Source organism: Lysobacter sp. CA199, from assembly GCF_052078715.1.
GTDB lineage: Bacteria > Pseudomonadota > Gammaproteobacteria > Xanthomonadales > Xanthomonadaceae > Lysobacter.
On record NZ_JBQJIL010000014.1, the window covers coordinates 25,184 to 48,598 of the forward strand.

The 23,415-nt window shown below is 66.6% G+C and carries 22 protein-coding genes; 6 read left to right on the plus strand and 16 right to left on the minus strand.

What is annotated here, in order from left to right; all coding sequences use genetic code 11:
• Positions 1–226 precede the first annotated feature (226 nt).
• The 8 genes from ACTOWJ_RS23825 to ACTOWJ_RS23860 all read right to left on the minus strand — a co-directional run bounded on the left by ACTOWJ_RS23825 (position 227) and on the right by ACTOWJ_RS23860 (position 9,445).
• Complete coding sequence (locus tag ACTOWJ_RS23825) at positions 227–637, minus strand: hypothetical protein (protein WP_441337109.1); 411 nt, start codon at positions 635–637, stop codon at positions 227–229.
• Positions 637–1,311 (minus strand): hypothetical protein, encoded by a 675-nt coding sequence (locus tag ACTOWJ_RS23830; protein ID WP_441337110.1) that lies wholly within the window; start codon positions 1,309–1,311, stop codon positions 637–639. The genes ACTOWJ_RS23825 and ACTOWJ_RS23830 overlap by 1 nt, the downstream gene beginning before the upstream one ends.
• Positions 1,312–1,327: 16 nt before the next feature.
• Positions 1,328–3,052: a putative porin gene (locus ACTOWJ_RS23835; protein ID WP_441337111.1), complete on the minus strand. Its 1,725-nt coding sequence runs from the start codon at positions 3,050–3,052 to the stop codon at positions 1,328–1,330.
• 70 nt (positions 3,053–3,122) lie between these two features.
• Positions 3,123–3,794 carry a TonB C-terminal domain-containing protein gene (locus ACTOWJ_RS23840; RefSeq protein WP_441337112.1) on the minus strand — a complete coding sequence of 224 codons (672 nt, stop codon included), beginning with the start codon at positions 3,792–3,794 and terminating at the stop codon, positions 3,123–3,125.
• Between the two features lie 13 nt (positions 3,795–3,807).
• Positions 3,808–4,212 (minus strand): ExbD/TolR family protein, encoded by a 405-nt coding sequence (locus ACTOWJ_RS23845; protein WP_441337113.1) that lies wholly within the window; start codon positions 4,210–4,212, stop codon positions 3,808–3,810.
• Positions 4,209–6,044, minus strand: a complete 1,836-nt coding sequence (locus ACTOWJ_RS23850) for a DUF2341 domain-containing protein (RefSeq protein WP_441337114.1) — start codon at positions 6,042–6,044, stop codon at positions 4,209–4,211. The genes ACTOWJ_RS23845 and ACTOWJ_RS23850 overlap by 4 nt, the downstream gene beginning before the upstream one ends.
• A 142-nt stretch (positions 6,045–6,186) precedes the next feature.
• Positions 6,187–7,779 carry a ShlB/FhaC/HecB family hemolysin secretion/activation protein gene (locus ACTOWJ_RS23855; RefSeq protein ID WP_441337115.1) on the minus strand — a complete coding sequence of 531 codons (1,593 nt, stop codon included), beginning with the start codon at positions 7,777–7,779 and terminating at the stop codon, positions 6,187–6,189.
• Between the two features lie 925 nt (positions 7,780–8,704).
• Positions 8,705–9,445 (minus strand): SapC family protein, encoded by a 741-nt coding sequence (locus ACTOWJ_RS23860; RefSeq protein ID WP_441337116.1) that lies wholly within the window; start codon positions 9,443–9,445, stop codon positions 8,705–8,707.
• A 339-nt stretch (positions 9,446–9,784) separates the two neighbouring features.
• Here ACTOWJ_RS23860 and ACTOWJ_RS23865 point away from each other — a divergent pair, with 339 nt between their 5' ends.
• The gene (locus tag ACTOWJ_RS23865) at positions 9,785–9,997 is read left to right on the plus strand and encodes a hypothetical protein (protein ID WP_441337117.1); all 213 of its coding nucleotides are present in this window, start codon (positions 9,785–9,787) and stop codon (positions 9,995–9,997) included.
• A gap of 246 nt (positions 9,998–10,243) precedes the next feature.
• On the opposite strand, the gene ACTOWJ_RS23870 is transcribed toward ACTOWJ_RS23865, so the two are convergent.
• Both ACTOWJ_RS23870 and ACTOWJ_RS23875 read right to left on the minus strand, forming a co-directional pair.
• Positions 10,244–10,645 carry a fluoride efflux transporter FluC gene (locus ACTOWJ_RS23870; protein ID WP_441337118.1) on the minus strand — a complete coding sequence of 134 codons (402 nt, stop codon included), beginning with the start codon at positions 10,643–10,645 and terminating at the stop codon, positions 10,244–10,246.
• Between the two features lie 240 nt (positions 10,646–10,885).
• Positions 10,886–12,196 carry a replication-associated recombination protein A gene (locus tag ACTOWJ_RS23875; protein WP_441337287.1) on the minus strand — a complete coding sequence of 437 codons (1,311 nt, stop codon included), beginning with the start codon at positions 12,194–12,196 and terminating at the stop codon, positions 10,886–10,888.
• Between the two features lie 321 nt (positions 12,197–12,517).
• Here ACTOWJ_RS23875 and ACTOWJ_RS23880 point away from each other — a divergent pair, with 321 nt between their 5' ends.
• Complete coding sequence (locus tag ACTOWJ_RS23880) at positions 12,518–12,718, plus strand: putative peptidoglycan-binding domain-containing protein (protein WP_441337119.1); 201 nt, start codon at positions 12,518–12,520, stop codon at positions 12,716–12,718.
• Positions 12,719–12,725: 7 nt separating this feature from the next.
• Here the strand turns inward: ACTOWJ_RS23880 and ACTOWJ_RS23885 are convergent, their stop codons facing one another.
• Positions 12,726–13,949 carry a DMP19 family protein gene (locus ACTOWJ_RS23885; protein ID WP_441337120.1) on the minus strand — a complete coding sequence of 408 codons (1,224 nt, stop codon included), beginning with the start codon at positions 13,947–13,949 and terminating at the stop codon, positions 12,726–12,728.
• Positions 13,950–14,100: 151 nt separating this feature from the next.
• On the opposite strand from ACTOWJ_RS23885, the gene ACTOWJ_RS23890 reads away from it, so the two are divergent.
• Positions 14,101–14,574: a GNAT family N-acetyltransferase gene (locus ACTOWJ_RS23890; RefSeq protein ID WP_441337121.1), complete on the plus strand. Its 474-nt coding sequence runs from the start codon at positions 14,101–14,103 to the stop codon at positions 14,572–14,574.
• A 27-nt stretch (positions 14,575–14,601) separates the two neighbouring features.
• Here ACTOWJ_RS23890 and ACTOWJ_RS23895 read toward each other — a convergent pair whose 3' ends face one another.
• From ACTOWJ_RS23895 to ACTOWJ_RS23915, 5 genes are all read right to left on the minus strand, one after another.
• A complete protein-coding gene (locus ACTOWJ_RS23895) occupies positions 14,602–15,591 on the minus strand; it encodes an SMI1/KNR4 family protein (RefSeq protein ID WP_441337122.1) in 990 nt (329 codons plus the stop codon).
• Between the two features lie 55 nt (positions 15,592–15,646).
• Positions 15,647–16,282 (minus strand): outer membrane lipoprotein chaperone LolA, encoded by a 636-nt coding sequence (gene lolA / locus ACTOWJ_RS23900; RefSeq protein ID WP_441337123.1) that lies wholly within the window; start codon positions 16,280–16,282, stop codon positions 15,647–15,649.
• On the minus strand, positions 16,279–16,551 hold the full coding sequence (locus ACTOWJ_RS23905; RefSeq protein WP_441337124.1) for a hypothetical protein: 273 nt from the start codon (positions 16,549–16,551) through the stop codon (positions 16,279–16,281). Before ACTOWJ_RS23905 ends, lolA begins: the two co-directional genes overlap by 4 nt.
• 72 nt (positions 16,552–16,623) lie before the next feature.
• Positions 16,624–18,987, minus strand: a complete 2,364-nt coding sequence (locus tag ACTOWJ_RS23910) for a DNA translocase FtsK (protein ID WP_441337125.1) — start codon at positions 18,985–18,987, stop codon at positions 16,624–16,626.
• Positions 18,988–19,278: 291 nt separating this feature from the next.
• Positions 19,279–20,346, minus strand: a complete 1,068-nt coding sequence (locus tag ACTOWJ_RS23915; protein WP_441337126.1) for an alanine dehydrogenase — start codon at positions 20,344–20,346, stop codon at positions 19,279–19,281.
• A gap of 407 nt (positions 20,347–20,753) precedes the next feature.
• On the opposite strand from ACTOWJ_RS23915, the gene trxB reads away from it, so the two are divergent.
• From trxB to ACTOWJ_RS23930, 3 genes are read left to right on the plus strand one after another with little or no spacing between them, the layout of a single operon-like run.
• The gene (gene trxB, locus ACTOWJ_RS23920; protein ID WP_441337127.1) at positions 20,754–21,707 is read left to right on the plus strand and encodes a thioredoxin-disulfide reductase; all 954 of its coding nucleotides are present in this window, start codon (positions 20,754–20,756) and stop codon (positions 21,705–21,707) included.
• Complete coding sequence (locus ACTOWJ_RS23925) at positions 21,707–22,219, plus strand: GNAT family N-acetyltransferase (protein ID WP_441337128.1); 513 nt, start codon at positions 21,707–21,709, stop codon at positions 22,217–22,219. Before trxB ends, ACTOWJ_RS23925 begins: the two co-directional genes overlap by 1 nt.
• A gap of 17 nt (positions 22,220–22,236) precedes the next feature.
• A complete protein-coding gene (locus ACTOWJ_RS23930) occupies positions 22,237–23,394 on the plus strand; it encodes a GNAT family N-acetyltransferase (RefSeq protein WP_441337129.1) in 1,158 nt (385 codons plus the stop codon).
• Positions 23,395–23,415: the final 21 nt, after the last annotated feature.

The window sequence follows — 23,415 nt, forward strand, 5'->3', positions numbered from 1 at the left end:
CCGCGTCCGAAAACATGCGGCGCCCGTAGCGAGGACGCGGCAGATTTTCAGTTGCTGTTGCTGCCGTCGAACCGACGCCAGAACGCTGCGCCCGCTCGTAGAACATTCTGCCTTGCGCTGCTTTTTCAGCGCGACGAACCAAGGCCGCAGCCGCCCCAGTCGGCACCGCGCAGTCCGGGCCTCGCAACGGCCGCGCAATCGCACTGGCTGTCGGCGCGTCCACGCCTCAATCGCCCGGCGGCCGCGCGAGCGGCGGCGTGGGGAACGAACGCTCCGGGCGTTGCGGCGTGACCGACTTGCCGTACTGGTTGCCCAGCCGCTGCCGCGTCGCCGCCGGCACTGCCAGGCCCTGCTCGATCGGCACCACCCGCTCGCCCGGCGGCTCGTCGGCCGTGACTTGCGCGGTCTTGTCCACTTCGGCCTTGAACGCATCGTTGATGCAGTCCCAACGTCCCGCCTGGTCCTGGCCGATGCGCACCTGCACGCACGGCGGCGGCGCCGGTTTGGAGGCCGGCAGGACCCGCGGCTGCGCCGGCACGGCCGTGGCCGCGCACGCGAGCGACGCCGCCAGCACCGCGCGCACGGCCACACCGCGCAGACATGCGCGACGAACAGCAAAGGCGCGCGGCGCGTCCATCATTCCGATCCTTTAGCGGCGGTGCGCGCAGCCGCATCGCCGCCGCCGCACTGCGCGGCTTTGGCTCGCTCGTCTTCGAGCCGGTCTTCCAGTTCGCGCACGCGGTTCTCGCGCTCGATCTGACCGACGCCGATCAGAGTCAGGCGCTTGCCGCGCGCATACTTCGGATCGCGATACAACTGCGCCAGCTCGCGGCCGGTGCGGTACAGCGCGTCGCTGCCAGCGGCACACTCGGCCGCGCGCGTCTGCGTCGACGCCAGCTGCTGCGCCAGTTCGCCGCGCTCGCGTTCTTTCTGCTGCGCCTGCTGTGCGGCCTGCTCCTGCGCGCTGCGCCACTTCTGCGCGTCCTCACGCGCCTGCTCGACCGAGGCCGAGGCCTGACCGAGCCGTTGCTGCAAGGACGCGAGCTGTGCGCCGTCCGCGGCCGGCGCCGGCTTGCGCGCCTGGGTCTTGAGCGCGTCGCGCTCGCGTTCGGCCGCGGCGGTGGCCGACTGCTGCTGCGCGAGCGCCGCCTCGGCGGTGCGCAGACGCGCGGCGGTGTCGCGCAGCGCATCGCGCAGGCGGGTCTCGCTGGCGCTCTGCGCGTGCGCGGCAGACGCGGCGAACCACAGGGCCGCCAACAACGGCGCGCTGCGCAGCGCGCCGTGGCGGATCGAAGCGATGGACAGGCTCATGCGCTCGGCTCCCGGATCAGAATTGAGTGTTGAGGTCGAGTTGGACCACATCGACCGAATACGGCTGGCCGGTCACCTCGTTGGCGCTCAGCCAGCGCAGTCCCAGCCAGGTGTTGCGCGCCAGACCGAGCGAACCGCCGACGATGAAGCCGCGCGCGTTGGTGCCGCCCAGATGGAAATCCGAATCGGTGAACGCATCGGGCACTGCGTCGGATTCGATCCGCTTGTAGCCGACGCTGGCGTTCCAGTCCCACGCCTTGGCGATCTTCGGCTGGCCGACCAGCAGGTTGACGTAATAACCCATGTCGCCGCCGTCGAAGATCGCGGTGGTGTCGGCCGGATCCAGGTTCGGCTTGAAGTTGTTCAGCGGCCCCAGCGCACGGATGCGCGCGGCGTCGTACTTGAGGTTCTTGACCACGTCGGCCTCGAGCACGATCTTGACCGGATCGAAGCTGGCGATCTCCAGCGAGGCATGCAGGTTGGCCACGCCGAACTCGCTGGCGTAACCGAAGTACTGCAGCTGCGGGCCGTTCGGTGCGCCGGTGGCCGGCACGATGTTGCGGATCGCGAACGCAGTGTTGCCGAACTGCTGGAACTGCGGGCGCGACAGGTCGGTATCGCACACGTCCTTGGAGGTCGGCGCCAGGCACGGCGAAGAGAACTCGCCGTTGAGGTGGTCGAACAGGAAGTAGCCCAGGCCCAGCTTCAGCGACATGTCCTCGGCGAAGGCCCAGTCGGCGCCCGCCTGCACGCCGTACAGCCACTTGTCGCGGCTGCTTTCCTTGTCCTGTTTCTGGGTCGAGCCGAAGTCGAAATCGGTGTTGAACACCGGGAACGCGCCGACATTGACGAAAGAACGGAACTGCGGGCTGTGCTCGAACTTGGTCTGCAAGGCCACGCCGTCGAAATTGAGGTCGTTGTCGAACAGCAGTTCGCTGGTCCAGAACGGATTGGCGATGCGGCCGACGTCGGCGCTGAGCCAGTCGGTGGGCTTGAGCCGGATGTAGGCGCGATCCAGCCACAGCGAGTACTTGGACAAGTTGCCGCCGGCACCGAGGGTCTGATTGGTCGAGACCGGGCTGCGATCGCTGCCGGTCGCCAGACGCAGGTCGGCCTCGACCCAATCGGCGATCTGCGCGTGCATGCCCAGGCGCGCTCGCAAGCGCATGCGGCCGCGGTTCTTGGTGGTGTTGACGTAGGGCACCGGGTTGGAGACCGGGTCGGCTACGTCGTAGCCGGTGCCGCTGTTGAGCGCGGCGAAGTTGGGGAACTCGCGGTAGTTCTCGCCGTCGTTGAGCACGTCCTCGGCGCGCGCGCGCAGGTCGCCGTAGAAGCTGATGCGCTGGGTCCATTCGGGCAGCGCATTCGGCGCCGCCCAGCCTTCGCTTTTGGCCTGCTGGGTCACTTCGGCGCGCAACTCGTCCTTGATCTGCTGGCGCACGACCTCGGGGATGTAAGGCACGACCACCGCGCCGGGCTGGGTCTGATACGCCGGCTGCGCCGCGATCGCGGGATGCGCGGCCGCGCTGGCGGTCGCCTCGGCGATCATGTCGTCGGCCTGCTGGCGCGTCATCACGCCCTTGGCCACCAGCAGATCGATGAGCTTGAGGGTGACTTCCGGGCTGATCTTCGATGCGTCGACCGGCGGCGCGGCCAGCGCGGGCGCGGCGCACAGCGCGATCAGCGCCAGGGTCAGCGCGCGGAATCTGAAGCGGCGGTGGGAGCGAGTCGAAGCGGTCATGCGTTGAGTCCTGAAGTGAATAAGTTCGGGCGCATCGCGTGCTGGCCCGGCGAATCGTTGCGGCGCGATCTCATCCCGGCGAGACCGCGCCGATGCGCAGGTTGATCGGTTGCGGCATCTCCGCCGGCGGCGCCTGCGGCAGCGAGCGTCCCTGCAAAGCCGCGACGATGGCCGCGTCCAGCTCGGCCTTGCCGGTGGTGACGACCACCTGCGAGCGCTGGATCGTGCCGTCGGCGTTCAACCACATCGCCACCGTGGCGCTGTAGCGTCCCTTGCGGGTTTTCTCGCTCTGCTGCAGGTACTGCTGCACGGTGCGTTGCACCATCGCGGCATAACCGGCGTAAGGATTGCCGCCACCGCCCTTGCCGCCGATACGGGTGCCTCCGCCGTCGCCGGCTTGCAGTCCGAATTCGTTGCTGCCAGGACCGGCTTCGGCGGTGAGCGGATCGCCGGGCGGTTCGGGCGAGTCTTCCTTGGGCGTGTCCAGCGCCTCGAACGGCGTGTTCTCGACCAGTTTTTCCTCTTCCGGCACTTTCTCCGGCTCCGGCGGAGGCGGCGGCGGTGGAGGCGGCGGCAGCATCACCTGAGTGATGCGCGGCGGCATGCGCTTGGACGTCGGACGCGAGTCCTGCATCAGCGACCACACCAGCCACGCCAGCACGGCGAATACGCCGAGCGCGCCGACGAGGCCGAGCGCGCGGGCGAAGCGCGAAGGTTGGCCGTAGGTATTCGGCGCGGGCATGAGCGTGGCGGCCTCAGCCGGCGGCCTGGCGCTGCGACGCCAGTCCGATCGAGGAAATGCCCAGCTTGCTGCACAGGTCGAGCACGGCCATGACTTTTTCGTACTGCACGGCGCGATCGCCGCGCAGGATCACCGGCAGCTCGGCGTCGTTGGCCAGCGCGTTGCGCAATTGCTGTTCCAGTTCGCTCATGCTGACCGGCACCGCGTCGATGCTGATCTGGCCGGCGTTGTCGATCGCGATGACCTTGGTCTTGGGCTCCGACAAGGGCTGGCTGGCGCTGGCCTTGGGTAGGTCGACCTTGATGCCCTGCACCGCCGCGGTGCACATGATGATGAAGATCACCAGCAGCACGTACGCCAGATCCAGCATCGGCGTAATGTTGATGTCGTCGTAAGGCTTCTTGCCCTGCACCTTCACGGCAGCGTCTCCGTCGACACGCTGCGCGCCACGTGCCCCGGCAGCGGCGCGTCGCCGGTGTAATCCTCGGCGATGCGCTTTTCCAGTTCGTCGACGAACACCTGCATGTCCGCGCTGATCGCTTCGGTGCGGCTGAGCAGGTAGTTGTAGCCAAACAGTGCGGGGATGGCCACGGCCAGGCCGGCGACCGTCGCCAGCAGCGCCGCGGCGATGCCGGGCGCGATCGCGTTGATGTTGACATCGCCCGCCGCGGCCACCGCGGCGAAGGTGATCATCACGCCGACCACGGTGCCGAGCAGACCCAGGAACGGACCGCCGGAGATGGCGATGGTCAACAGCACCATCGTCTTGTTCAAGCGCTGGCCTTCGCGCACCGCGGCGGCGTCGAGCGCGGAGCGGATCGCGGCGATCGACTGCGAACGCACCACCGAACGACCGCCGGCAGCCGCGACGCGATTGCGCAGTTCGTCCAGGCCGATCGCCAGCAGGCGCGCGAGATTGGATTTTTCGCCGTTGAGCGGCCCGTCGCCTTCCGCGCCCTTGACCCAGGCCGTATCGTGCAGCGGATATTCGCCGGCGTACTTGCGGAACGCCTGCAGAAAGCGTTCGTTGGCCTTGGACGTGGTGTTGACGAACAGGCCTTTGCCGATCATCACCCACCACGAGATCACGGCCATGAAGCCGAGGATCACGATCACCACCCAGGCATCGACGGTGAGCGCGTTGAACAGGATGCCGAAGTAGTTGTGGCCGCCGTCGCCGGAATGTTGCTCGACCGGCTGGAAGGTCAACAGCTTCGCGTCCAGGCCCTGGCTGTGCGCGGCGGCCTGGAGCAGACCCAGCGGGCGCGCGGTCTTGGACAGTTGCAGCTCATCGACCAGACCGATGAAGTTCGGCCGCGCCGCAACCGCGTCGGCCGCTCGCTCGCCGCCGATCAGCAGGCCGGCGTTGGCCGCGGGCAAGGCTGCCGCGACTTCACCGACCGGTGCGCCGTTGAGGTAGACGCCGAGCTTGTTGTCGGCCGCGCGTACGGCCACGTGCACCCAGCCTTCGCCGGTGAGCGGCGCGCCGGCGGAGGTGCGAAGCGGGCCGGTGGCGCTGGGGGTTTCGGCGTAGAGGACGCCGGATTCCAGGCCGAGTGTCAGTGCACCCGGAAGCGACGCGATTACTCCGCTGGCGCTGGCTCCGGTTGGCTTGATCCATGCCGACAAGGTCAACGGCTGGGCAGCGGCGAGATTGAGCGAGGACGATGCCGGCACGGTCACCGGCTGCTGGCCGTTCAATTGCAGGCCCGCGCCGATCAGCGCCGATTCGGCCAGGGTCAACGGCGCCTGCGCGTTGTTGGCGTAAGCGGTCTGATCGCTGCCGGCCGCGCCCTGATTGGCGAAGTGGTAGACCGCGACGTTGTCCGCGTCGTAGCTGCCCTTGGCGTCGCCACCCGGAGTGGCTTCGGCATTACCGAAATAGACGTAGATCGACGACGCCGCGTTGGCTTCCAGCTTGGGCACGTCGACCCACGCCAGCGCGACCTGATCTACCAGGCCGTCATACTTCTCGAAGTGATACTTCAGCGGCGTACGGTCGTCGGCGGCGAGGAAACGCACGTCGCTGCCGTCTTCCTTGGCGTCGGCGAAATTGAAGTTGCCCGAATGCAGGCGCACCAGAATCTGCGCGCGGCCGCCCGGCTCGCTGACCGCGGCGCCGGCCGAGGTCGTGTTGAGATCGATCTTGGCCCGGTAATTCCATTTGCCGTCCCACCACGACGCCGCCGATACCGGCAGCGAAAGCAGCGACAGGAACAAACAGGCCAACAACACGCGCAATTGAGTCACGACACTTCCCCAGAAGTTTTCGGTACGCCCTCGCTGGGAGGGCCCTCAGGCCCGATGCGTTTCGACTTATGACGGTCGAGGCATCGGACGAGTGAAACAAAGGCATCGGGGCGCAAATCCCTCCTGCCCGGTTATCGCCTGCTTAGAACTCGCCCCACACGCGCACGCCCACCTCGACCTTGTCGGGCTTGCGGTCGTTTCCGTTCGGGCTGGACAGCGGATGGGACACATCGATGGAACCGTTCAAATGCCCGAACGCCTTGAGCGAAGCGCCCAGACCGGCGCTGACCAAGGTTTCGCTGCGCAGCTGATCGGGCAGTGGATCGTTGATACGCGCATAACCGGCGTCGACGAAGGCGCGCAGGCGCAGTTCCTGGAATGCGTCGCCCAAGGCATCGGCGAACGAACGCGTGCGCGCCTCCAGCGTCGCCGCCGCGCCCATGTCGCCCAGCGATTCGGATTCGTAGTAACCGCGCACGCTGTCCAGACCGCCGATGCTGAATTGTTCGTTGCTGATCAAGGGTTCGCCGGCGAACTGAGTCTGCAGGCGCAGCATCAATTGCGCGTCGTTGGAAGATTTCCAGGTATGCGATCCGGATGCGCGCAGATAGAAGAAGTTGGGCTGGGCCTGATAGCGCTTGGCGTCGAAAGCCAGACGACCGTCGCCGATGCCGCGCAAGTTGAACACCGCCGACAACGCCAGATCGCTGACCGAATGCTCTTTGACCCAATCTGCGTTGTAGTTGACGCTGAAGGGAAAATATTCGATCGGCACCGAACCGCGATCGGCGCCCTGCACCAAGGCCTCGTTGAAGTCCTTGTAATCCACGCCCAGGCTCAGCGAGTGATAGAACCCCTCGCGCGCGGCGAACGAGCGCATCAGCCGCAGACCGGCCAAGGTGCCGTTGCCGATCACGTTGAGATCGCCGACCACCGCGATATCGCTCTTGCTGCGCACCGCATAACCCAGCAGCGAGTACGGCGAGCGACCGAACCGGGCCAGATACGACGCCGAAAACACCTCGGCGTCCTCGCGGCGCTGCGGCGCGGTCTGCATCGACAGGCTGACACTATGGCCACGCTGCCACAGATTGTCGTAGCGCACGCTCGCGGCCAGACGCTGGCGGGTGGTGTTGGCGCTGTTGCGGTTGTTGAGTTCCAGCGAGCCGTGCAGCGGCAGGGAATCTTCGACGTTGAGATCCACATCGACCGTGTTCGGCGTAGCGCCCGCTTTGATCTCCGGCGTGACCCGCCGATCGGGCAACTGATTGAGCGCGACGATGTCGCGTTGCACGTCCTTGAAGTTGGGCACCTTGCCCTGCGCCAGCGACGGCGCCTGGCGCTCGATGTCGTCGGGCGAAAAATAGTCCGCGCCATTCACGCGCAGACGACCGACCTTCTGTTCGTTGACCTGCAGCGTGACCAGGCCGGTGGAGGCGTCCTGTTCGGGGATCACCACGCTCACCGTCGGATAACCGCGCTGGTCGTACAGCGATTGCAGCGCGGCGCGTGCGGCTTCCACGTCCTGTTCGCTGCGCTGCGGCCCCAGATGCGGGTACACGGCCTTCTCGATATCTATAGTGGGGAGCTGGGTGTTGCCCAACACTTGATAGGCCATCACATCGAAACGCACCGGCGCGGCGGCGCCGGGCGAGCCCGAGGAGGTTTCCTGCGCGTGTAGGCCCGTCGGTCCGAGGAAAGTCAGACCAACGGCTGCGATGAGGCGTAGATGCATCGACCCGGAACCATCCCTGTTGAGCCGGCCCGGCGGTCGGGGCGGCAGACGGCGTCACGTTAGGTGCGCTATGTGACGCTGGTGGAACTACTGCATGACAAGGCACACGAATGTGGTAATCCTTCTGTCAAGCGATGCGCGGGTTTGTCACAAGTCGTTGCAATGACCTGTGAATTACGCATTCGGTCACCTGTCATCTCATCGTTGAATGAGCGGTATCACACAGGTGAGACATGTTGCGAGTTGTAGTTGCGTGGGTTCGACGGCCATTCCGATACCGGATGCCTGGTTGTTCCGCGACGGATCGGCGCTTGCATCAAGCGTCGTTTCGCTCGCTGCCCGCGCACTCATGCGCGACCGCGGCTCGATCCTTCGGCCGCGTTCGCGTCGCGTACGGCGGAAATGAAGCAAGCGAAGATGGGTGGTATTGCGAGCGCATGCCGACGCATCGCGTGCTTCCATCCGCAATCCGAATGCGCGCGCGAGGTTGTCATCTGCGGTGGCGCATGCGCGGTTTGGCGCGATGTCGCGCGGTCGCGACGCCCCAACAGGCTTCGATGGAGTCCGCGCGACGCTGACACAAAGCTGCAATCGACGCTCGTCGTATCGGTCGATGCTTTCAGCCACGCAGCGAGGGTCGCGAGTGCCTCGCATCGACAGTTGCGCCGCCGTCGGGCAGGTGCGCGGTCGCGGCTTGCGCCGCTCCTACAGGGGATACGCCCCAACGCCGCCGCTGTAGGAGCGGCGCAAGCCGCGACCGCGCCAATTCGATAACTGCGCGGGCTTAGGACCAGTGCGCGACCCGCGGACCAACCCGCGATCGCCACTCACGCCCAGACAAGCGCCGCCCAAGGCGCGGCCATTGCGACCGCGCCGATGAACCGTCCGACTCGATCCGGCGAGTCGCCCGATCCGAACCTTCGGCTCAGTTCACCGCGTCGGACTTGGCCGCCCCGCCCAACTGGGCCAGTTCGGACAGCCGGTCCAGATTGCGCATCGACACCAGGTGGGTATAGATCAGGCCCAACGCGCCGCTCTTGAACAAATCCACGACCACGTTGTCCCCGAGCTGGAGCAGGCGTTCCTCCGACACCACGTACACGCCGCCCAGTTCGCGCTGCGGCTCGCCCTCGCCGCCGAAACGGATCACCTGCTGATCGAGCAGGTTCAGTTCCTTGAGCTTGGCGGTGAACGCGGCGGTACGCTTGAACTCGCCGTGCAGTTCCTGCAGGAAGCCCATCGCGCGACCCAGGGTCTCGCCGTCTTCGCCGCTTTCGGTGAACAACGCATCGCCCTCTTCCTCCGACAGGCCGTCGTAGGCGATGTCGACGCACACGGTCACCGTGCCGCTGTCGCGGTCCTCGGCCAGCATGAACGGATATTGGCGCAGGAACGCCGGCACGTAGCCGCGCTTCCAACGCGCGTTCTCGTCCACGTACAGATTCTGTTGATTGCGCAGCCCGACCACCACGGCCGGCAGGAAGTCACCGTTCTCCAGGCGCGCGAACACGATCGCGTATTCGCCGGCGGCGTGCGGGAACTCGATGGTGGTCACCGGCACCGAGTTGAGCTCGGCGGCGAAGCGGGCGTTGTGATGGGACGCGCGCAGGCGCAGACGGCGATGGGTATGGCGATTGAGCGGTACGACTTTGTCGTAGATCAGCATGGAGGTCCGATTCCTGGTGGCGGCCGGCCGGTCGTCCCGGCGGGCGCGGCGAAGACGCGCGGTGATGAATGGCGCGGCAGTGAAGATGCAAGATCGAGATGACAGTTACAAGCAGCCTGCACCGTACTGCCGACTTTGCGTGAATGCCATTTTCACTTGCATCGATCCCTGTCAAAACTGTCATCACATCGCATCCAATATCGTGACTTTCGGCACATAAAACATAGGTGCCGGGTGCGATGAGGGGAAAGTATTTTGTTCAAGGTGTCACTGCGAGAGCACGCTCTGCTGAGCGTCCTGGTGGGGCTGCAGCGTGGGGTGCAGCCTGAAACCAGCCACATGAAACATGCGTTGATCGAGGATGGGCTGGCGTTGAGCCACGACGGCCGCCTGGGCCTGTCCGACGCCGGCACCACTTTGCTGCAGGCCTTGCAGCACATGGTCTGGGCGGAGGTGGAGTCGCTGCAGCAAGTGCTGGCCAACAAGTCCTCGGCACCCAGCGACGAGGTGCTGCGGATGTCGCGGCTGCCGGTCGCGCCCAGGGCCGAGTGAGCGGTCGGGTCCGGGCTGTCTCGACGAGGGTTTGAATCCGCAGTTGCCTGGATCGCCCCGCCCCTGCGTGGCGGGAGCTGCCTGGCTGGGAGGGCTTTTGTGGGAGGGGCTTGAGCCCCGATATTGTTCGATCCGTTGCAGCGGATCTGCGCTGTCGCGAGCAAAAGCGTCGGGACTCAAGCCCCTCCCACAAAAGCTCTCGCACACAAATCGCTGTTTAGGAAAGCCCGCTCCCGGCCCGGCCGCTCACGCCTGCGCCGGCCACCACAACTGCCCCAGCTTCCAACCGGCGACGATCGCCAGCAGGCCCAGGCCGACATGCGCGGCGATGGTCAGCGCCAGCCAGTCGTAACGCGCCGCACGCAGCAGCGCCAGCAGGTCCACGCCGAAGGCCGAGAACGTGGTGAGCCCGCCGAGTACGCCGGTCAGCAGCAGCGCGCGCCAGAAATCGGCGTGTTCGCGCTGTCCCAGCCACACCAGCAGCATGCCCGCGCACAGGCAGCCGACCACGTTGACGCACAGGGTGGAAACCGCCGGCCACGGCGCGGGCGCGCGAGGCAGCAGCAGGTTGGCGCCGTGGCGCAGCATCGCGCCGAAGGCGCCGCCCAGACCGACGGCAAGCAGTTGCAGCAAAGCGGTTCGGGTCATCGGTTGCGGGCTCTGTGAAGTGGCATGAGTGGCGATGGCATGTGTGTTGCCGATGCTGGTACTGCGCGGTGCCGGCTGACATCGGTGCGGGCAGCAGCGCGAGTCCGAAGTTTTTTGTGGGAGGGGCTTCAGCCCCGACGCTTTTCGCTCACGCAGGATGTATCCAGGCCAATTGAGCGAAAAGCGTCGGGGCTGAAGCCCCTCCCACAAAAGACCTCGTGACCATGCCGAACATCCCAGTCATCGCGCTTCGCCCTCGCCCTCGTCCTCGCCTCGGTCCGCCGGCTCGCCGCGCGCTCGCGCCCGCTGAGCCCGCAGCCGGTTCAACTTCTCGCCCAGCTTGATCTCCAGCCCGCGCTCCACCGGCTGGTAATAGACCCGCTCGCCCATCGCATCGGGAAATCCGGTCTGATCCAGGGCGATGCCGTCAGCCGCCTCATGATCGTATTGGTAGCCCTTGCCATAACCCAACTGCTTCATCAGCTTGGTCGGCGCGTTGCGCAGATGCAGCGGAACGTCCTGGGCGCCGTGCTGGCCGACATCGGCCTTGGCCGCGTTGAAGGCGGCGTAGGCGGCGTTGGACTTGGCGGTGCTGGCCAGATAGATCACCACCTGAGCCAGGGCCAGATCGCCTTCGGGGCTGCCCAGGCGGTCGTAGGTATCCCAGGCGTCGACCGACATCTGCAGCGCGCGCGGATCGGCCAGGCCGATGTCCTCCACCGCCATGCGGGTCAACCGGCGCGCCAGATAATGCGGATCGCAGCCGCCATCGAGCATGCGCGCGAACCAGTACAACGCCGCGTCCGGGTTGGAACTGCGCACGGATTTGTGCAGCGCCGAGATCTGGTCGTAGAACTGCTCGCCGCCCTTGTCGAAACGGCGGGTGCGATCGGCCAGCACCTGGGCCAGGGTCGCGGCGGTGATCTGCCCGTCCTCGTCGGCGGCCAGTTCGGCGGCGATCTCCAGCAAGGTCAGTGCGCGGCGCACGTCGCCGTCGGCGGCGGTGGCGATCTGCAGCAGCAACTCGTCCTCGACCCGGACCGGCTGCGCGCCCAGGCCGCGATCCTCGTCCTCCAGCGCGCGCCGCAGGGTCTGCCGGATGTCCTCGGGCGAGACCGCCTCCATCACGTGCACGCGGCAACGCGACAGCAGCGCCGAATTCAGTTCGAACGAGGGATTTTCGGTGGTGGCGCCGACGAAGATGATCGTGCCGCGCTCGATATGCGGCAGGAACGCGTCCTGCTGGGTCTTGTTGAAGCGGTGCACCTCGTCGACGAACAGCACCGTGCGGCGGCCGTCGGCGAAGCGGTGCGCGGCCTCGGCCAGCACCTGGCGGACCTCGGGCAGGCCCGAGAGCACCGCCGAGATCGCCTTGAACTCGGCATCGGCATAACGCGCCAGCAGCAGCGCCAGGGTGGTCTTGCCGCAGCCCGGCGGGCCCCACAGGATCATCGAATGCACGCGCCCGGATTCGACCGCGCGGCGCAGCGCCGAACCCGGCGCGAGCAGCCGGCGCTGGCCGACCATCTCGTCGAGACTGCGCGGGCGCATGCGCTCGGCCAGCGGACGCAGGCCGTCGCGGTCCACGCTGAGCAGGTCGCGGCCGTCCTCGGCCAAGGGGGGAGTACGACGGGCCACGGGCAAAACCGGTTCGTTGCAGGGGGCGGACACGATAACAAGATCGGCCTGGAGGCGAGGCGGCCACGGTTTGCCGGGCTCGGCCGGTCGGCGCGCCGACCGGCCACGCAGGCGCTCCGGACGTCCGGCCGCGGAGTTTCGCTGCGGCCGATCCAGGCCAATCCAGGCCGGACCAGACCAGACCAGACCTGGCCGACCGCCCTGCGACCAGGCCGGCGCCCGCGCCGCAAGCCGTTGTCTCGAACCGGCACCGGCCCGCAGACCCTGACCGCCGTGCAGAGCGCCGATCAGACCGTGCTGTATGCGCGGTATCGGCAAGGCCGAATCGACTACTACCGCGACCTGGCCACCAGCCATCCGTTGCTGCAACGCTTCGTGCCCGGCTGGCTGGCGCGGGCCCACGGGTTCCCCACGCAATTGCCCGCAACCGAGTGAGCGACGATCACCGTGCGGCCGCGGTCTCCGCCGGCCGGCCGGCCAAGTAGCGGGTGCGCGAGATTTCCCGCTGCGCGCCGCTCCTGAAATCCAGTTCCATACGCAGCACCTCGCCGTCGAGCAGGCCTGCGCGCAAAGCGCCTTCGAGCCACAGCCGGCGGCGGGCATTTTCCTCGATCAGTTCGAGCAAACGCCCGTTTCCGTCCGGCGCCAGATCGGTTCCGTCGCGATCCAGGCATCGCAGGTAACGCGTCACCCGCGCCTGCTCGTCCTCGATCGAATCGACGTTGAGCGCGCCATCGGGCCAGAAACGCAGCCGCCGCTTGCCCTCCTCGCCCGGTTCGATGCGCAGGTTCAGGCCGCCGTCGCGATCGAAGAATTCGCTGAGCAACTCCTTGCCGCGCAAGTGCAGGCCCAAATGCTCGACCGCGCCCTCGTGCGACAACTGCTGGCTCAGCCCGTGGTGTTCCCACAGCGCGCGCTGGTTCTGATGCACGCGCAAGCGACCGGCTTCGAAGTCCATCGACGCGCTGGTCAGGCTGGCGAAATGCAGCCACTGCCGCGCATGCCGGCCGTAACCGCCGCGCTCGCTCTCCACGGTGCCGCGGTCGTCGCTGAACCAGACCACGTCGCACTGCCCGTCCGGCGTCTCCAGCAGATTCGGCCCGATCGGAAATCCATCCTTGAAGCGCAGCCGGTGCCAGCCCTCGCGCGCCTGCACGTGGGCCACGCCGCGCGCCGGCACGCCGGCGATGGGCTCGATCCGGAAATACTCGTGCGGCGCCTGCACGATCGCCCCATGCATGCGGCAGGCGATGCCGTGATTGATCTTGAAGAAGGTCTGTTGCAGGGCCTCGAACCGCTCGCCATGACGGGTGAACAAATCCTCGGGCCACTCATCGCGCAGTCGCGCCTGCTCGAACTCCGGCCGCAGTTCCTCCCAGGCCCGATGCGCGACCCGCACGAACGGCAACGCGTCCTGCAACTGCGGATGCTCGGCGACGAACTCGGGCACGCGCTCGAACCCCGGCAGACTCGATGCCTGATTGAGCAAGTACTGCGAGAACCCGCCGTTGGACACCTCGCCGTTGAAGATGTCCCAGTACCACGCCGCGCGCGGCAGCGGCGGCAACGCCGGCGCCTGTTCGGGGTCGACCGCGTCGATCAAGGCGGAGTTGAAGTAAGGCGCGGCTTCCAGCAAGCCGGACCAATCGATGCGCGGCAGGGTCATGGTGCGAGTGTAAGGAGTCGCGCACAAATGTGACAGTCGTATCAGTTCATGACCCATGCGACGCGCTGCCGACCGGTTCCGCCACTCGCCGTCGCGACCCGGCCGCCATACTGAACAGGCCGCGTTACGCCCACTCGTCCCCACGCCGTCCATGACCGCTGCACCGCTGATCCGCCCCGCCGTCGCCGCCGACCGCACCGCCCTGCTGGCGCTGCTCGCGGAAACCTTCGAAGACACCTGGCGGCCGCAGCTGACCGAACAGGCGATCGCCGATTACCACCGCAACCGTGTCGCGCAAGCCTTCGTCGAGTCGCAGTGGCCCGATTTCGTGATCGCCGAAATCGCTGGCGAGGTGCTCGGCTTCGCCCATCGCGAAGGCGGTTTCGTCGAGGCGCTGCATGTCGCCGCGGCCGGTCGCCGCCGCGGTATCGCACGCGCGCTGATGAACGCCCTGGAAGCTTCGATGCGCGCCGAAGGCCTGCGCCTGGCCAGCCTGGAAACCGACACCTTCAATACCGGCAGCCAGGGGCTGTATCTCGCATTGGGCTATCGCGAAGTCGCGCGCTATCCCGATGAAGAGTGGAACAGCGGCCTGACTACGATTCGCTACGAAAAATCGCTGTAAAGGCGGCGTCGTTGCGGCGGACCCGAATCATTCGGCGCGGATGAAGTCGGCCCGCTCCACCGTTGTGGAAGCGGTCGCTCCGGCAACGAAACGCGCCAGCGCCGGCCCGAGATCGAACCACGAACGCGCCGGCACGTGCAGGATTGCGTCGTACTGCGGGTCGTCTTGATACAGGAAGTTTCCCGAGCGATGACGGTTCGGCGACAGGTACGACACGATGCGCCTTACCGATCCGTTTTTCTGGAACCATTGGCGAATGGCCTCGGCCTGTTCCGGATAGAGGGCGACATAGGCTGCGATATCGCCTTCGTCGATCCGTAGCGGCACCTGCACTTCGTAGTAATGCTCGAAGTCGAAGCGTCCATTGCGGTCGTCTTCGCGCCGCATCAACGCCAGATTCCAGGCGCGATCGAGAGCCGCGGCCGCGACCTCGAAGGGCTGCCCGGTGCGCAAGCCGACGGCGATGGTTTCCGGCTGCTCGCGCGGCTGCTGAAGCAAGGCGGAAAAATTCTCGGCCAGCGGCCTTATTCGCCAATCCAGCATCTCCTCGTCGGCGGCGGCGACGTGCGCGATCGGCGGCTCCGCGGGTCCGTGGCTATCGGCGCTTCGATCGCGACAGTCGAAGCACAGCAGGCCCGCGGCGAGATCGCAGGCGAATACCACCAGCCGTTCCGGCTGACGCGAGACCAGCGAGCGCAATGCCGCCTGTCGCTGTTGCTCGCCGCAACCCCGGTTGCCATCGGATGCAAGCCGCTCGGCGAGTGTCAGCCCGGCGCCGAAGCCGATCGCCTCGAATTCGGCGATCACCACACCGGGAAACTGCGCAGGCATGATGGCACGGCGCAGTTCGCCGCCGTTCTGCTCCTGCATCAACTCCACGTACAGCCGCGGCAAAACGCAGCGCAATCCCGCCTGCATGCGCTGCAGCGAAGCCGCATCCACACCCAATGTCCGCGGCGTATGTCCCTTGCTGGGCTGGATCCAGAAATTGCGCGGCCGATCCGGATCTGCAGTCATGGGTCTCGTGCGCTCTCCGCGATCATCGGCCGCAAGCGAATTCAGCGCGGTCGGATCAGCCCTCGCCGATCACATCCACGCCCTTGCCCGGCGCGTACTTGAACGTGCTCGCCGGGAAGCTGGGATTGCGCTTCCAGCCGCTGAAGCTGATCTCGGTCTTCTGGCCGAGCGCGTCGACGATTTCCATCTTGACCAGGCCGCTGGCGTTGAAGCCGAGCTTGGCGTTGCGGAAGCTCGCGTCGCCCTGATTCTTGGGCTCCAGCGCCAGCCAGTTCAGGCCGCCGTTGCTGCCGGCTTCCTTGACCACGAACATCGCGTCGAGCTTGCCCGGATCGATCAGCGCGGCCAGCGGGCTGTTCTGTTCTTCCGCGCCTTGCGGACGCACGCTGACCTGCTGCAGGTCGGGTTCGTACACCCACACCTTCTTGCCGTCGGCGACGATCAACTGCGGATACGGCTTGACGTACTCCCAGCGGAACAGGCGCGGCGCGGACAGCGCGACCTGGCCGGTGGAGGATTCCTTGAGCTTGCCGTTGGCATCGAAGACCTGCTGGGCGAACTGCCCGTCCAGGCCCTTCAGGCCGCGGGTGAAGGCGCCCAGATCGTCGCGGGCACCCGCCGCGGCGACACCCGCGAACAGCGACGCGGACAGCGACAGTGCGACGGCGAAACAACGGGCGGAACGATTCACGGGAAAGCTCCTGAATGCGATGGCCGGCAGTGTGCGCAGCCCTGGCTGAACAAGGTTTGCACGACCAGGCCGGCCGCGCCTGGTCGCCTGATGACGGGCGATCGCAGCATCGGCGGCACCGCGACCGGACCGCGCCGCGACTGCGCGTCGTAGAGCGCTTGCTCGCGCGCAAGCTCACGCCGGAAACCGAGGTAATTGACCAGACCGCCGAGCCAGTAGACCGGCGGGATACGCTTGCCAATCCGCCGCAGTTTCGCCTTGAGCGCCATTGACCTTCCGAATGCGATTTGCGCGCATCGGGCCGCCCGATACGCACACCCAAAGTGCCTGGGCGTGCAATCTTACTTCGGCGGCGGTGGCGCCAACACGCTGCGGTCGCCGTTATGTTCAGGCGGGGTCACGATACCGGCCGCTTCCATCGCCTCGATCAGGCGCGCGGCGCGGTTGTAGCCGATCTTCAAGCGGCGCTGCACGCCGGAGATCGACGCGCGGCGGGTTTCGGTGACGATTCGCACGGCTTCGTCGTAGAGCGGATCGGACTCGTCGCCGCCGCTGCTCGCGGTTTCCGGCAGCCCGGTCGCGCCGACCACGGAGCCGTCGCCCATGGTCTGCACTTCGTCGAGCACGCCCTCGATGTAATCGGGACGGCCGCCGATCTGCTTGAGGTGCTCGACCACGCGATGCACTTCCTCGTCCGACACGAACGCGCCGTGCACGCGCTCGGGCATCGCCGTGCCGGGCGGCAGGTACAGCATGTCGCCGTGGCCCAGCAGGGTTTCGGCGCCGGACTGATCCAGGATCGTGCGCGAGTCGATCTTGCTCGACACCTGGAAGGCGATGCGGGTCGGGATATTGGCCTTGATCAGACCGGTGATGACGTCGACCGACGGGCGCTGGGTGGCCAGGATCAAGTGAATGCCGGCGGCGCGCGCTTTCTGCGCCAGACGGGCGATGAGTTCTTCGACCTTCTTGCCGACGATCATCATCATGTCGGCGAATTCGTCGATGAAGATGACGATGAACGGCAAGGTCTCCAGCTGACGCGGCGCCTCGTCCAGCTCCGGATTGGGCTTGAACAGCGGATCCATCATCGGCTGGCCCGCTTCCTCGGCGTCGCGGACCTTCTTGTTGAAACCGGCCAGGTTGCGCACGCCGATCATCGACATCAGCTTGTAGCGCCGCTCCATCTCGGCCACGCACCAGCGCAGGCCGTTGGCGGCTTCCTTCATGTCGGTGACGACCGGCGCGAGCAGGTGCGGGATACCTTCGTAGACCGAAAGCTCGAGCATCTTCGGGTCGATCATCAGCATCCGCAGCTCTTTCGCGGAGGCCTTGTACAGCAGGCTCAGCACCATCGCGTTGACCGCGACCGACTTGCCCGAGCCGGTGGTGCCGGCGACGAGCAAGTGCGGCATGCGCGCCAGATCGGCGACGGTCGGCCGCCCGGCGATGTCCTTGCCCAGCGCCAGGGTCAGCGGGCTGCCGGACTTGTCGTATTCCTTCGAACGCAGCAATTCGGAGAGATAGATCATCTCGCGGCTGGTATTCGGCGTTTCCAGGCCGATCACCGACTTGCCCGGGATCACATCGACCACGCGTACCGACTTCACCGACAGGCCGCGCGCGATGTCCTTGTCGAGCGAGCTGATCGAACTGACTTTGACGCCCGGCGCCGGCTGCACCTCGAACCGGGTGATCACCGGGCCCGGGTACGCGCCCATGACTTGCGCATCGATGCGGAAATCCTTGAGCTTGAACTCGATCTGCCGCGACAGCGTTTCCAAGGTTTCTTCGCTGTAGCCCTTGGCCTGCGGCTTGGGATCGTCGAGCAGCGCCAGCGGCGGCAAGCCGCTGCCGTCGCCGGTGTTGAACAACGGAATCTGGGTTTCGCGCTTGGCGCGTTCGCTCTTTTCCACCACCGGCGCCGGCGGCGGCTCGATCTTGACCTTCTCGCGCTTGGAACGCAGCTCGGTATCAACCTTGCGCGCTTCCTCGCGCTCCTCGCGCATGACCTGGGTCTGGCGCCACTCGGTCGCCTGCTGGCTGCCGCGGCGGAACAGCTTGCTCAGCACCGGGCCCAGCGCCATGGTCCACTGGCCCAGCTTGTCCATGACCGCGAACCAGGAGATGCCGGTGGCCAGGGTCACCGAGATCAGCAGCAGCGCCAGCAAGAACAGATTGCCGCCGACCGGGCCGAAGCCGGAGTACAGCGAACGCCCGACCAACTGGCCGAGGATGCCGCCGCTGCCGGCGGAAAAATCCTCGGCCGGGCCGAAGCGCAATTGCAGCAGGCCGGTGGCCGACACCAGGAATCCGACGATCCCGACCAGACGCAGCGCCGGACCCAGGTCCGCCTCGCCGTCGCCATCGGTGTCCATGCCGAACAACGCGATCCAGGCGACCGCAGCGAGCATGATCGGCAGCAAAAACGCGACGTAACCGCACAGATACAGCAGCACATCGGCGATCCAGGCGCCGACGCGACCACCGAGGTTGTGCAGCGGCGCGGTGATCGAGCCCGAATGCGACCAACCTGGGTCGGTCGGGGAGAAGGTGACCAGGCTGGCCAGCAGGTACAGCAGCAACGGGGCGATGATGATCAGCGAGATATCGCGCATCAGGCGCTGTCGCTTCGGCGACGGCGTGTTGACCGTCGCTTCGGTGGGCTTGACCTTCTTGCGACTGGCTGTGGGAGCGGACGCCACCGTGATGTGCTGCCTTAGGATGGTTTCGTTAGTCGTTGAATATACGGCAGAAGCGGGGAATGGGGAATGATGAGGCGGGAATGGGGAATGGTTGCGCCGATCAGGCCCGCGGTGACTGCCCCCGGGGTTTTTGGGTTGATAGCGGATGGAAAAAAGGCGATGGGCGAACGGTAGCACCCAAAGTGCCCGTTCAACCCACCGCCCCTGGCGGGGAATCAAGCCATGGCGGGGGCCCGAATCAGGCCGTCCCTTCCATTCCCGGTTCCCCATTCCCGCTTTTCATTCCCCGCCTTAAAGCTTCATCCCCTGCAGCGCCGGGTGAATCAGCTTGCCGCCTTCGACGTTGATGCCGCGCACCAGCGCCTGGTTGCCGCGCCACTCGCCGCCGGCGAGCTTGTTGACCCACGGCAGGATCGCCGCGCAGATCGCCTGCGAAGAAGTCTGCGGCACCGCGCCGGGCATGTTGGTCACGCAGAAGTGGGTCACGCCCTCTTCGACGTAGGTCGGTTCCTTCCAGGTGGTCGGACGCGAGGTCTCGAAGCAGCCGCCCTGGTCGATCGAGATGTCGACCACCACGCTGCCGTCTTCCATGCCCTTGAGCATTTCGCGGGTCAGCACGTGCGGTGCGCGCGCGCCGGTCACGAGCACGGCGCCGATGACGAGGTCGGCCGAAGCCACTTCGCGGGCGACGACGTCGACGTACGGGAACAACGCGGTGACGTTATTGCCCAGGCGCATCATCTGATCCATGCGGTCCTGGCGCATTTCGAACACGGTGACGTTGGAGCCGCCGCTGGCCGCCAGCGCCGCCGAAGCGCCGCCGGCCTGGCCCGCGCCGAACACCACCACCTTGCCGCGTTCGGTCGACGGCAGGCCGCCGAGCAGCTTGCCCTTGCCGCTCATGGGCTGGTGCAGCAGGTGGGTGCCGACCTGCACGCCGATCTTGCCGGCGATGATCGACATCGGCGCCAGCAGCGGCAGATCGCCGTTGGGCAGCTCGACGGTCTCGAAGGCGACGCCGGTCAGGCCGATGTCGAGCAACTGCTTGGTCAGCACCGGCTCGGCGGCCAGGTGCAGGTAGCAGAACAGCAGGTGATCCTTGCGCAGATGCTGCAGATCACCGGCGATCGGCTCCTTGACCTTGACGATCAGCTCGCCCTTTTCGTACAGCGCGGCGGCATCCGGCGCGATCTTCACGCCCAGACGGGTGTAGTCGGCGTCCTTGAAGCCGCTCTTGATGCCCGCGTCCTTTTCCAGCCAGACCTCGTGGCCGCGATTGACCAGATCGCCCGCCGCGGCGGGAACGAGCGCGACGCGCCCTTCGAGAGTCTTGGTTTCCTTCGGTACGCCGATACGCATTGCTGTCTCCAGTGCGGCCCAGAAAAAACGCCGCATATGCGGCGTCCCAAGCCATGTTGTCTTATTAGCGGTTGTCGTTTGGGTGGAGCTTGCGGTAAAGCGGTGTTGCTGAAACTGAAACCGGTGCCGCGGTCGAGCCGGATGCTGCGATGGAAATACCGCGTGGAACGACACCGGCACGGCGGCCTTTGTACGGCCCGCGCCCGGCAGCGCGCTAGCTGCCGTTTGGCGGTTCGCGCCACACTGCGCGATACGCAACGTTGCATCCGCCCATCACGCCTTGTTTTGCCGGGACGGCGCCTCCAAGCTATGCCCTGCTTCGGAATCTTCAACACGCCGGCGTATGGCCGAGATCGAGAAGATTCTTTCCGCGCCCAGCGCATTCCCAACAGGCCGCGATTATATACATGAGCCCTACCAAGCACTCCCGCGTCGTCATCCTCGGTTCCGGTCCGGCCGGCTGGACGTCCGCCGTTTATGCGGCTCGCGCGAACCTGAAGCCGCTGGTCATCACCGGTCTGCAGCAGGGCGGTCAGCTGATGACCACCACCGAGGTCGATAACTGGCCCGGCGACGCGCATGGGCTGATGGGCCCGGACCTGATGGCGCGCATGCAGGCGCACGCCGAACGCTTCGACACCGAAGTGGTGTTCGACCACATCCACAGCGCCGACCTGTCCAAGCGCCCGTTCCGGCTCACCGGCGACAACGGCGACTACACCGCCGACGCGCTGATCATCGCCACCGGCGCCACCGCCAAGTACCTGGGCCTGCCCTCGGAAGATGAATTCAAGGGCCGCGGCGTATCCGCCTGCGCGACCTGCGACGGCTTCTTCTACAAGGATCAGGACGTGGCGGTGATCGGCGGCGGCAACACCGCGGTCGAGGAAGCGCTGTACCTGTCCAACATCGCCCGCAAGGTCTATCTGGTGCACCGCCGCGACAGCCTGCGCGCCGAGAAGATCATGCAGGACAAGCTGCAGGCCAAGATCCAGGCCGGCAAGATCGAGCCGGTGTGGCACCACACTGTCGAGGAAGTGCTCGGCAACGACGCCGGCGTGACCGGCCTGCGGGTCAAGTCGGTGCAGGACGGCGCGACCAAGGATCTGTCGATCCACGGCCTGTTCATCGCCATCGGCCACACCCCGAACACCAGCCTGTTCGAAGGCCAGTTGGCGATGAAGAACGGCTATCTGACCATCGAAACCGGTCTGGACGGCAACGCCACCCGCACCTCGGTCGAGGGCGTGTTCGCCGCCGGCGACGTCGCCGACCAGGTCTATCGCCAGGCCATCACTTCGGCCGGTTTCGGCTGCATGGCCGCGCTGGACGCGGAGAAGTTCCTCGACAAGGACGCGTGATGGACGAAGGCGCGGACGCGCACGACAGCGAACCCTCGCCGACCGGCCCGCTGCGCATCAGCCGCGAGCCCGGCGATCTCGACTTCGCCGCGATCCACGACTTCCTCGCCCGCCAGTCCTATTGGGCGGCGGGCATTCCCGAAGCTACGCTGCGGCGGGCGCTGCAGCATTCGATCTGCTGCAGCGGCCATATCGGCGGGCAGATGGTCGCCTTCGCGCGTGCGATCACCGATCAAGCCACCTTCGCCTATCTCGCCGATGTGTTCGTCGCGCCGGCGCAGCGCGGACACGGCCACGGCCGCGCGGTGGTCGCCGCGCTGATGGCCGATCCGCGCCTGCAAGGCCTGCGCCGCTGGCACTTGGTCACCCGCGACATGCAAGCGTTGTACGCGCAGGTCGGTTTCAGCGAATTGAGCCAGCCCGGGCAGCACATGCAGAAGCACGATCCCGACGTTTATCTGCGTCGCTCATCCATGCAAGACACTCAGCCCGAGGTCGCGCCGCAGCCGTGAACGCGCCACAGAGCTCCGTGTCGATCCGCCTGCTCGACTCGCTGTCCGCGCTCGCGCCCGCGCAATGGGACGCACTGCACGATGGCGCCAATCCGTTTCTCGCCCACGCCTTCCTGCTCGGCCTGGAGCAACACGGCTGCCTGCGCGAGGACTGGGGCTGGACGCCGCATCATCTGACGGTGTGGGACGGCGACACCCTGGTCGCGGCGATGCCGGCCTATCTCAAGCAGAACTCGCACGGCGAGTTCGTGTTCGACCACGCCTGGGCGCACGCCTACGCCCAGCGCGGGCTCGACTACTTCCCCAAATGGCTGGCCGCGGTGCCCTACTCGCCGGTCACCGGCCCGCGCCTGCTGGCGCGCACGCCCGAGCATCGGCGCGTGCTGGTCGAAGCGATGGCGCAGTTGTGCGAACGCCAGGGCCTGTCGTCGGCGCACGTCAATTTCCATAGCGCCGACGACGATCGCGCATTCGAAGACGACAACGATGCCTGGCTGCAGCGCGTCGACATCCAGTACCACTGGCGCAACGAGCCCGACGCGCAAGGCCGGCGCTGGCAGGACTTCGATCAATTCCTGGCCGCGTTCGACCACAAGCACCGCAAGAATATCCGCCAGGAACGCGCCAAGGTCGCCCGCGCCGGCATCGGTTTCCGCGTGATCGAAGGCGGCGACGCCAGCGACGCGGACTTGGCGACCATGCACGGCTTCTACCGCAACACCTTCGCCGAGTACGGCAACCACGCCGCGTTGACCCTGGAATTCCTGCGCCACTTGGCGCGCGAGATGCCGCGCTCGCTGGTGATCTTCCTCGCCCAGCGCGACGGCGAACCGATCGCCGGCGCGCTGTGCCTGCGCGGCGGCGACACGTTGTATGGCCGCTACTGGGGCGCGCACGCCAACCTGCCCGGCCTGCATTTCGAAACCTGCTATTACCAGGGCATCGAGTACTGCCTGCGCGAAGGCCTGCACGCCTTCGAACCCGGGGCCCAGGGCGAGCACAAACTCGCCCGCGGCTTTCTGCCGACTCAGGTGCGCAGCCGTCATTGGATCGCTCACCCCGGCTTCCGCGATGCGCTGCGACCCTGGTGCCGCGACGAAGCGACTTCGGTGCTTGGGTATGCGCGCACGTTGGCGGCGCATACGCCGTTCAAGGCGGGAATTGGGGATTCGTGATTCGCGATTCGTAGAGCCAAA

What these genes read in the sequence shown, in the direction of transcription:
- ACTOWJ_RS23825 (WP_441337109.1), bottom strand. Translation starts at nt 637, where the DNA reads ATGGACGCGCCGCGCGCCTTTGCTGTTCGTCGCGCATGTCTGCGCGGT.
- ACTOWJ_RS23830 (WP_441337110.1), bottom strand. Translation starts at nt 1,311, where the DNA reads ATGAGCCTGTCCATCGCTTCGATCCGCCACGGCGCGCTGCGCAGCGCG.
- ACTOWJ_RS23835 (WP_441337111.1), bottom strand. Translation starts at nt 3,052, where the DNA reads ATGACCGCTTCGACTCGCTCCCACCGCCGCTTCAGATTCCGCGCGCTG.
- ACTOWJ_RS23840 (WP_441337112.1), bottom strand. Translation starts at nt 3,794, where the DNA reads ATGCCCGCGCCGAATACCTACGGCCAACCTTCGCGCTTCGCCCGCGCG.
- ACTOWJ_RS23855 (WP_441337115.1), bottom strand. Translation starts at nt 7,779, where the DNA reads ATGCATCTACGCCTCATCGCAGCCGTTGGTCTGACTTTCCTCGGACCG.
- ACTOWJ_RS23860 (WP_441337116.1), bottom strand. Translation starts at nt 9,445, where the DNA reads ATGCTGATCTACGACAAAGTCGTACCGCTCAATCGCCATACCCATCGC.
- ACTOWJ_RS23865 (WP_441337117.1), top strand. Translation starts at nt 9,785, where the DNA reads ATGAAACATGCGTTGATCGAGGATGGGCTGGCGTTGAGCCACGACGGC.
- ACTOWJ_RS23870 (WP_441337118.1), bottom strand. Translation starts at nt 10,645, where the DNA reads ATGACCCGAACCGCTTTGCTGCAACTGCTTGCCGTCGGTCTGGGCGGC.
- ACTOWJ_RS23875 (WP_441337287.1), bottom strand. Translation starts at nt 12,196, where the DNA reads ATGCGCCCGCGCAGTCTCGACGAGATGGTCGGCCAGCGCCGGCTGCTC.
- ACTOWJ_RS23885 (WP_441337120.1), bottom strand. Translation starts at nt 13,949, where the DNA reads ATGACCCTGCCGCGCATCGATTGGTCCGGCTTGCTGGAAGCCGCGCCT.
- ACTOWJ_RS23890 (WP_441337121.1), top strand. Translation starts at nt 14,101, where the DNA reads ATGACCGCTGCACCGCTGATCCGCCCCGCCGTCGCCGCCGACCGCACC.
- ACTOWJ_RS23895 (WP_441337122.1), bottom strand. Translation starts at nt 15,591, where the DNA reads ATGACTGCAGATCCGGATCGGCCGCGCAATTTCTGGATCCAGCCCAGC.
- ACTOWJ_RS23905 (WP_441337124.1), bottom strand. Translation starts at nt 16,551, where the DNA reads ATGGCGCTCAAGGCGAAACTGCGGCGGATTGGCAAGCGTATCCCGCCG.
- ACTOWJ_RS23915 (WP_441337126.1), bottom strand. Translation starts at nt 20,346, where the DNA reads ATGCGTATCGGCGTACCGAAGGAAACCAAGACTCTCGAAGGGCGCGTC.
- trxB (WP_441337127.1), top strand. Translation starts at nt 20,754, where the DNA reads ATGAGCCCTACCAAGCACTCCCGCGTCGTCATCCTCGGTTCCGGTCCG.
- ACTOWJ_RS23925 (WP_441337128.1), top strand. Translation starts at nt 21,707, where the DNA reads ATGGACGAAGGCGCGGACGCGCACGACAGCGAACCCTCGCCGACCGGC.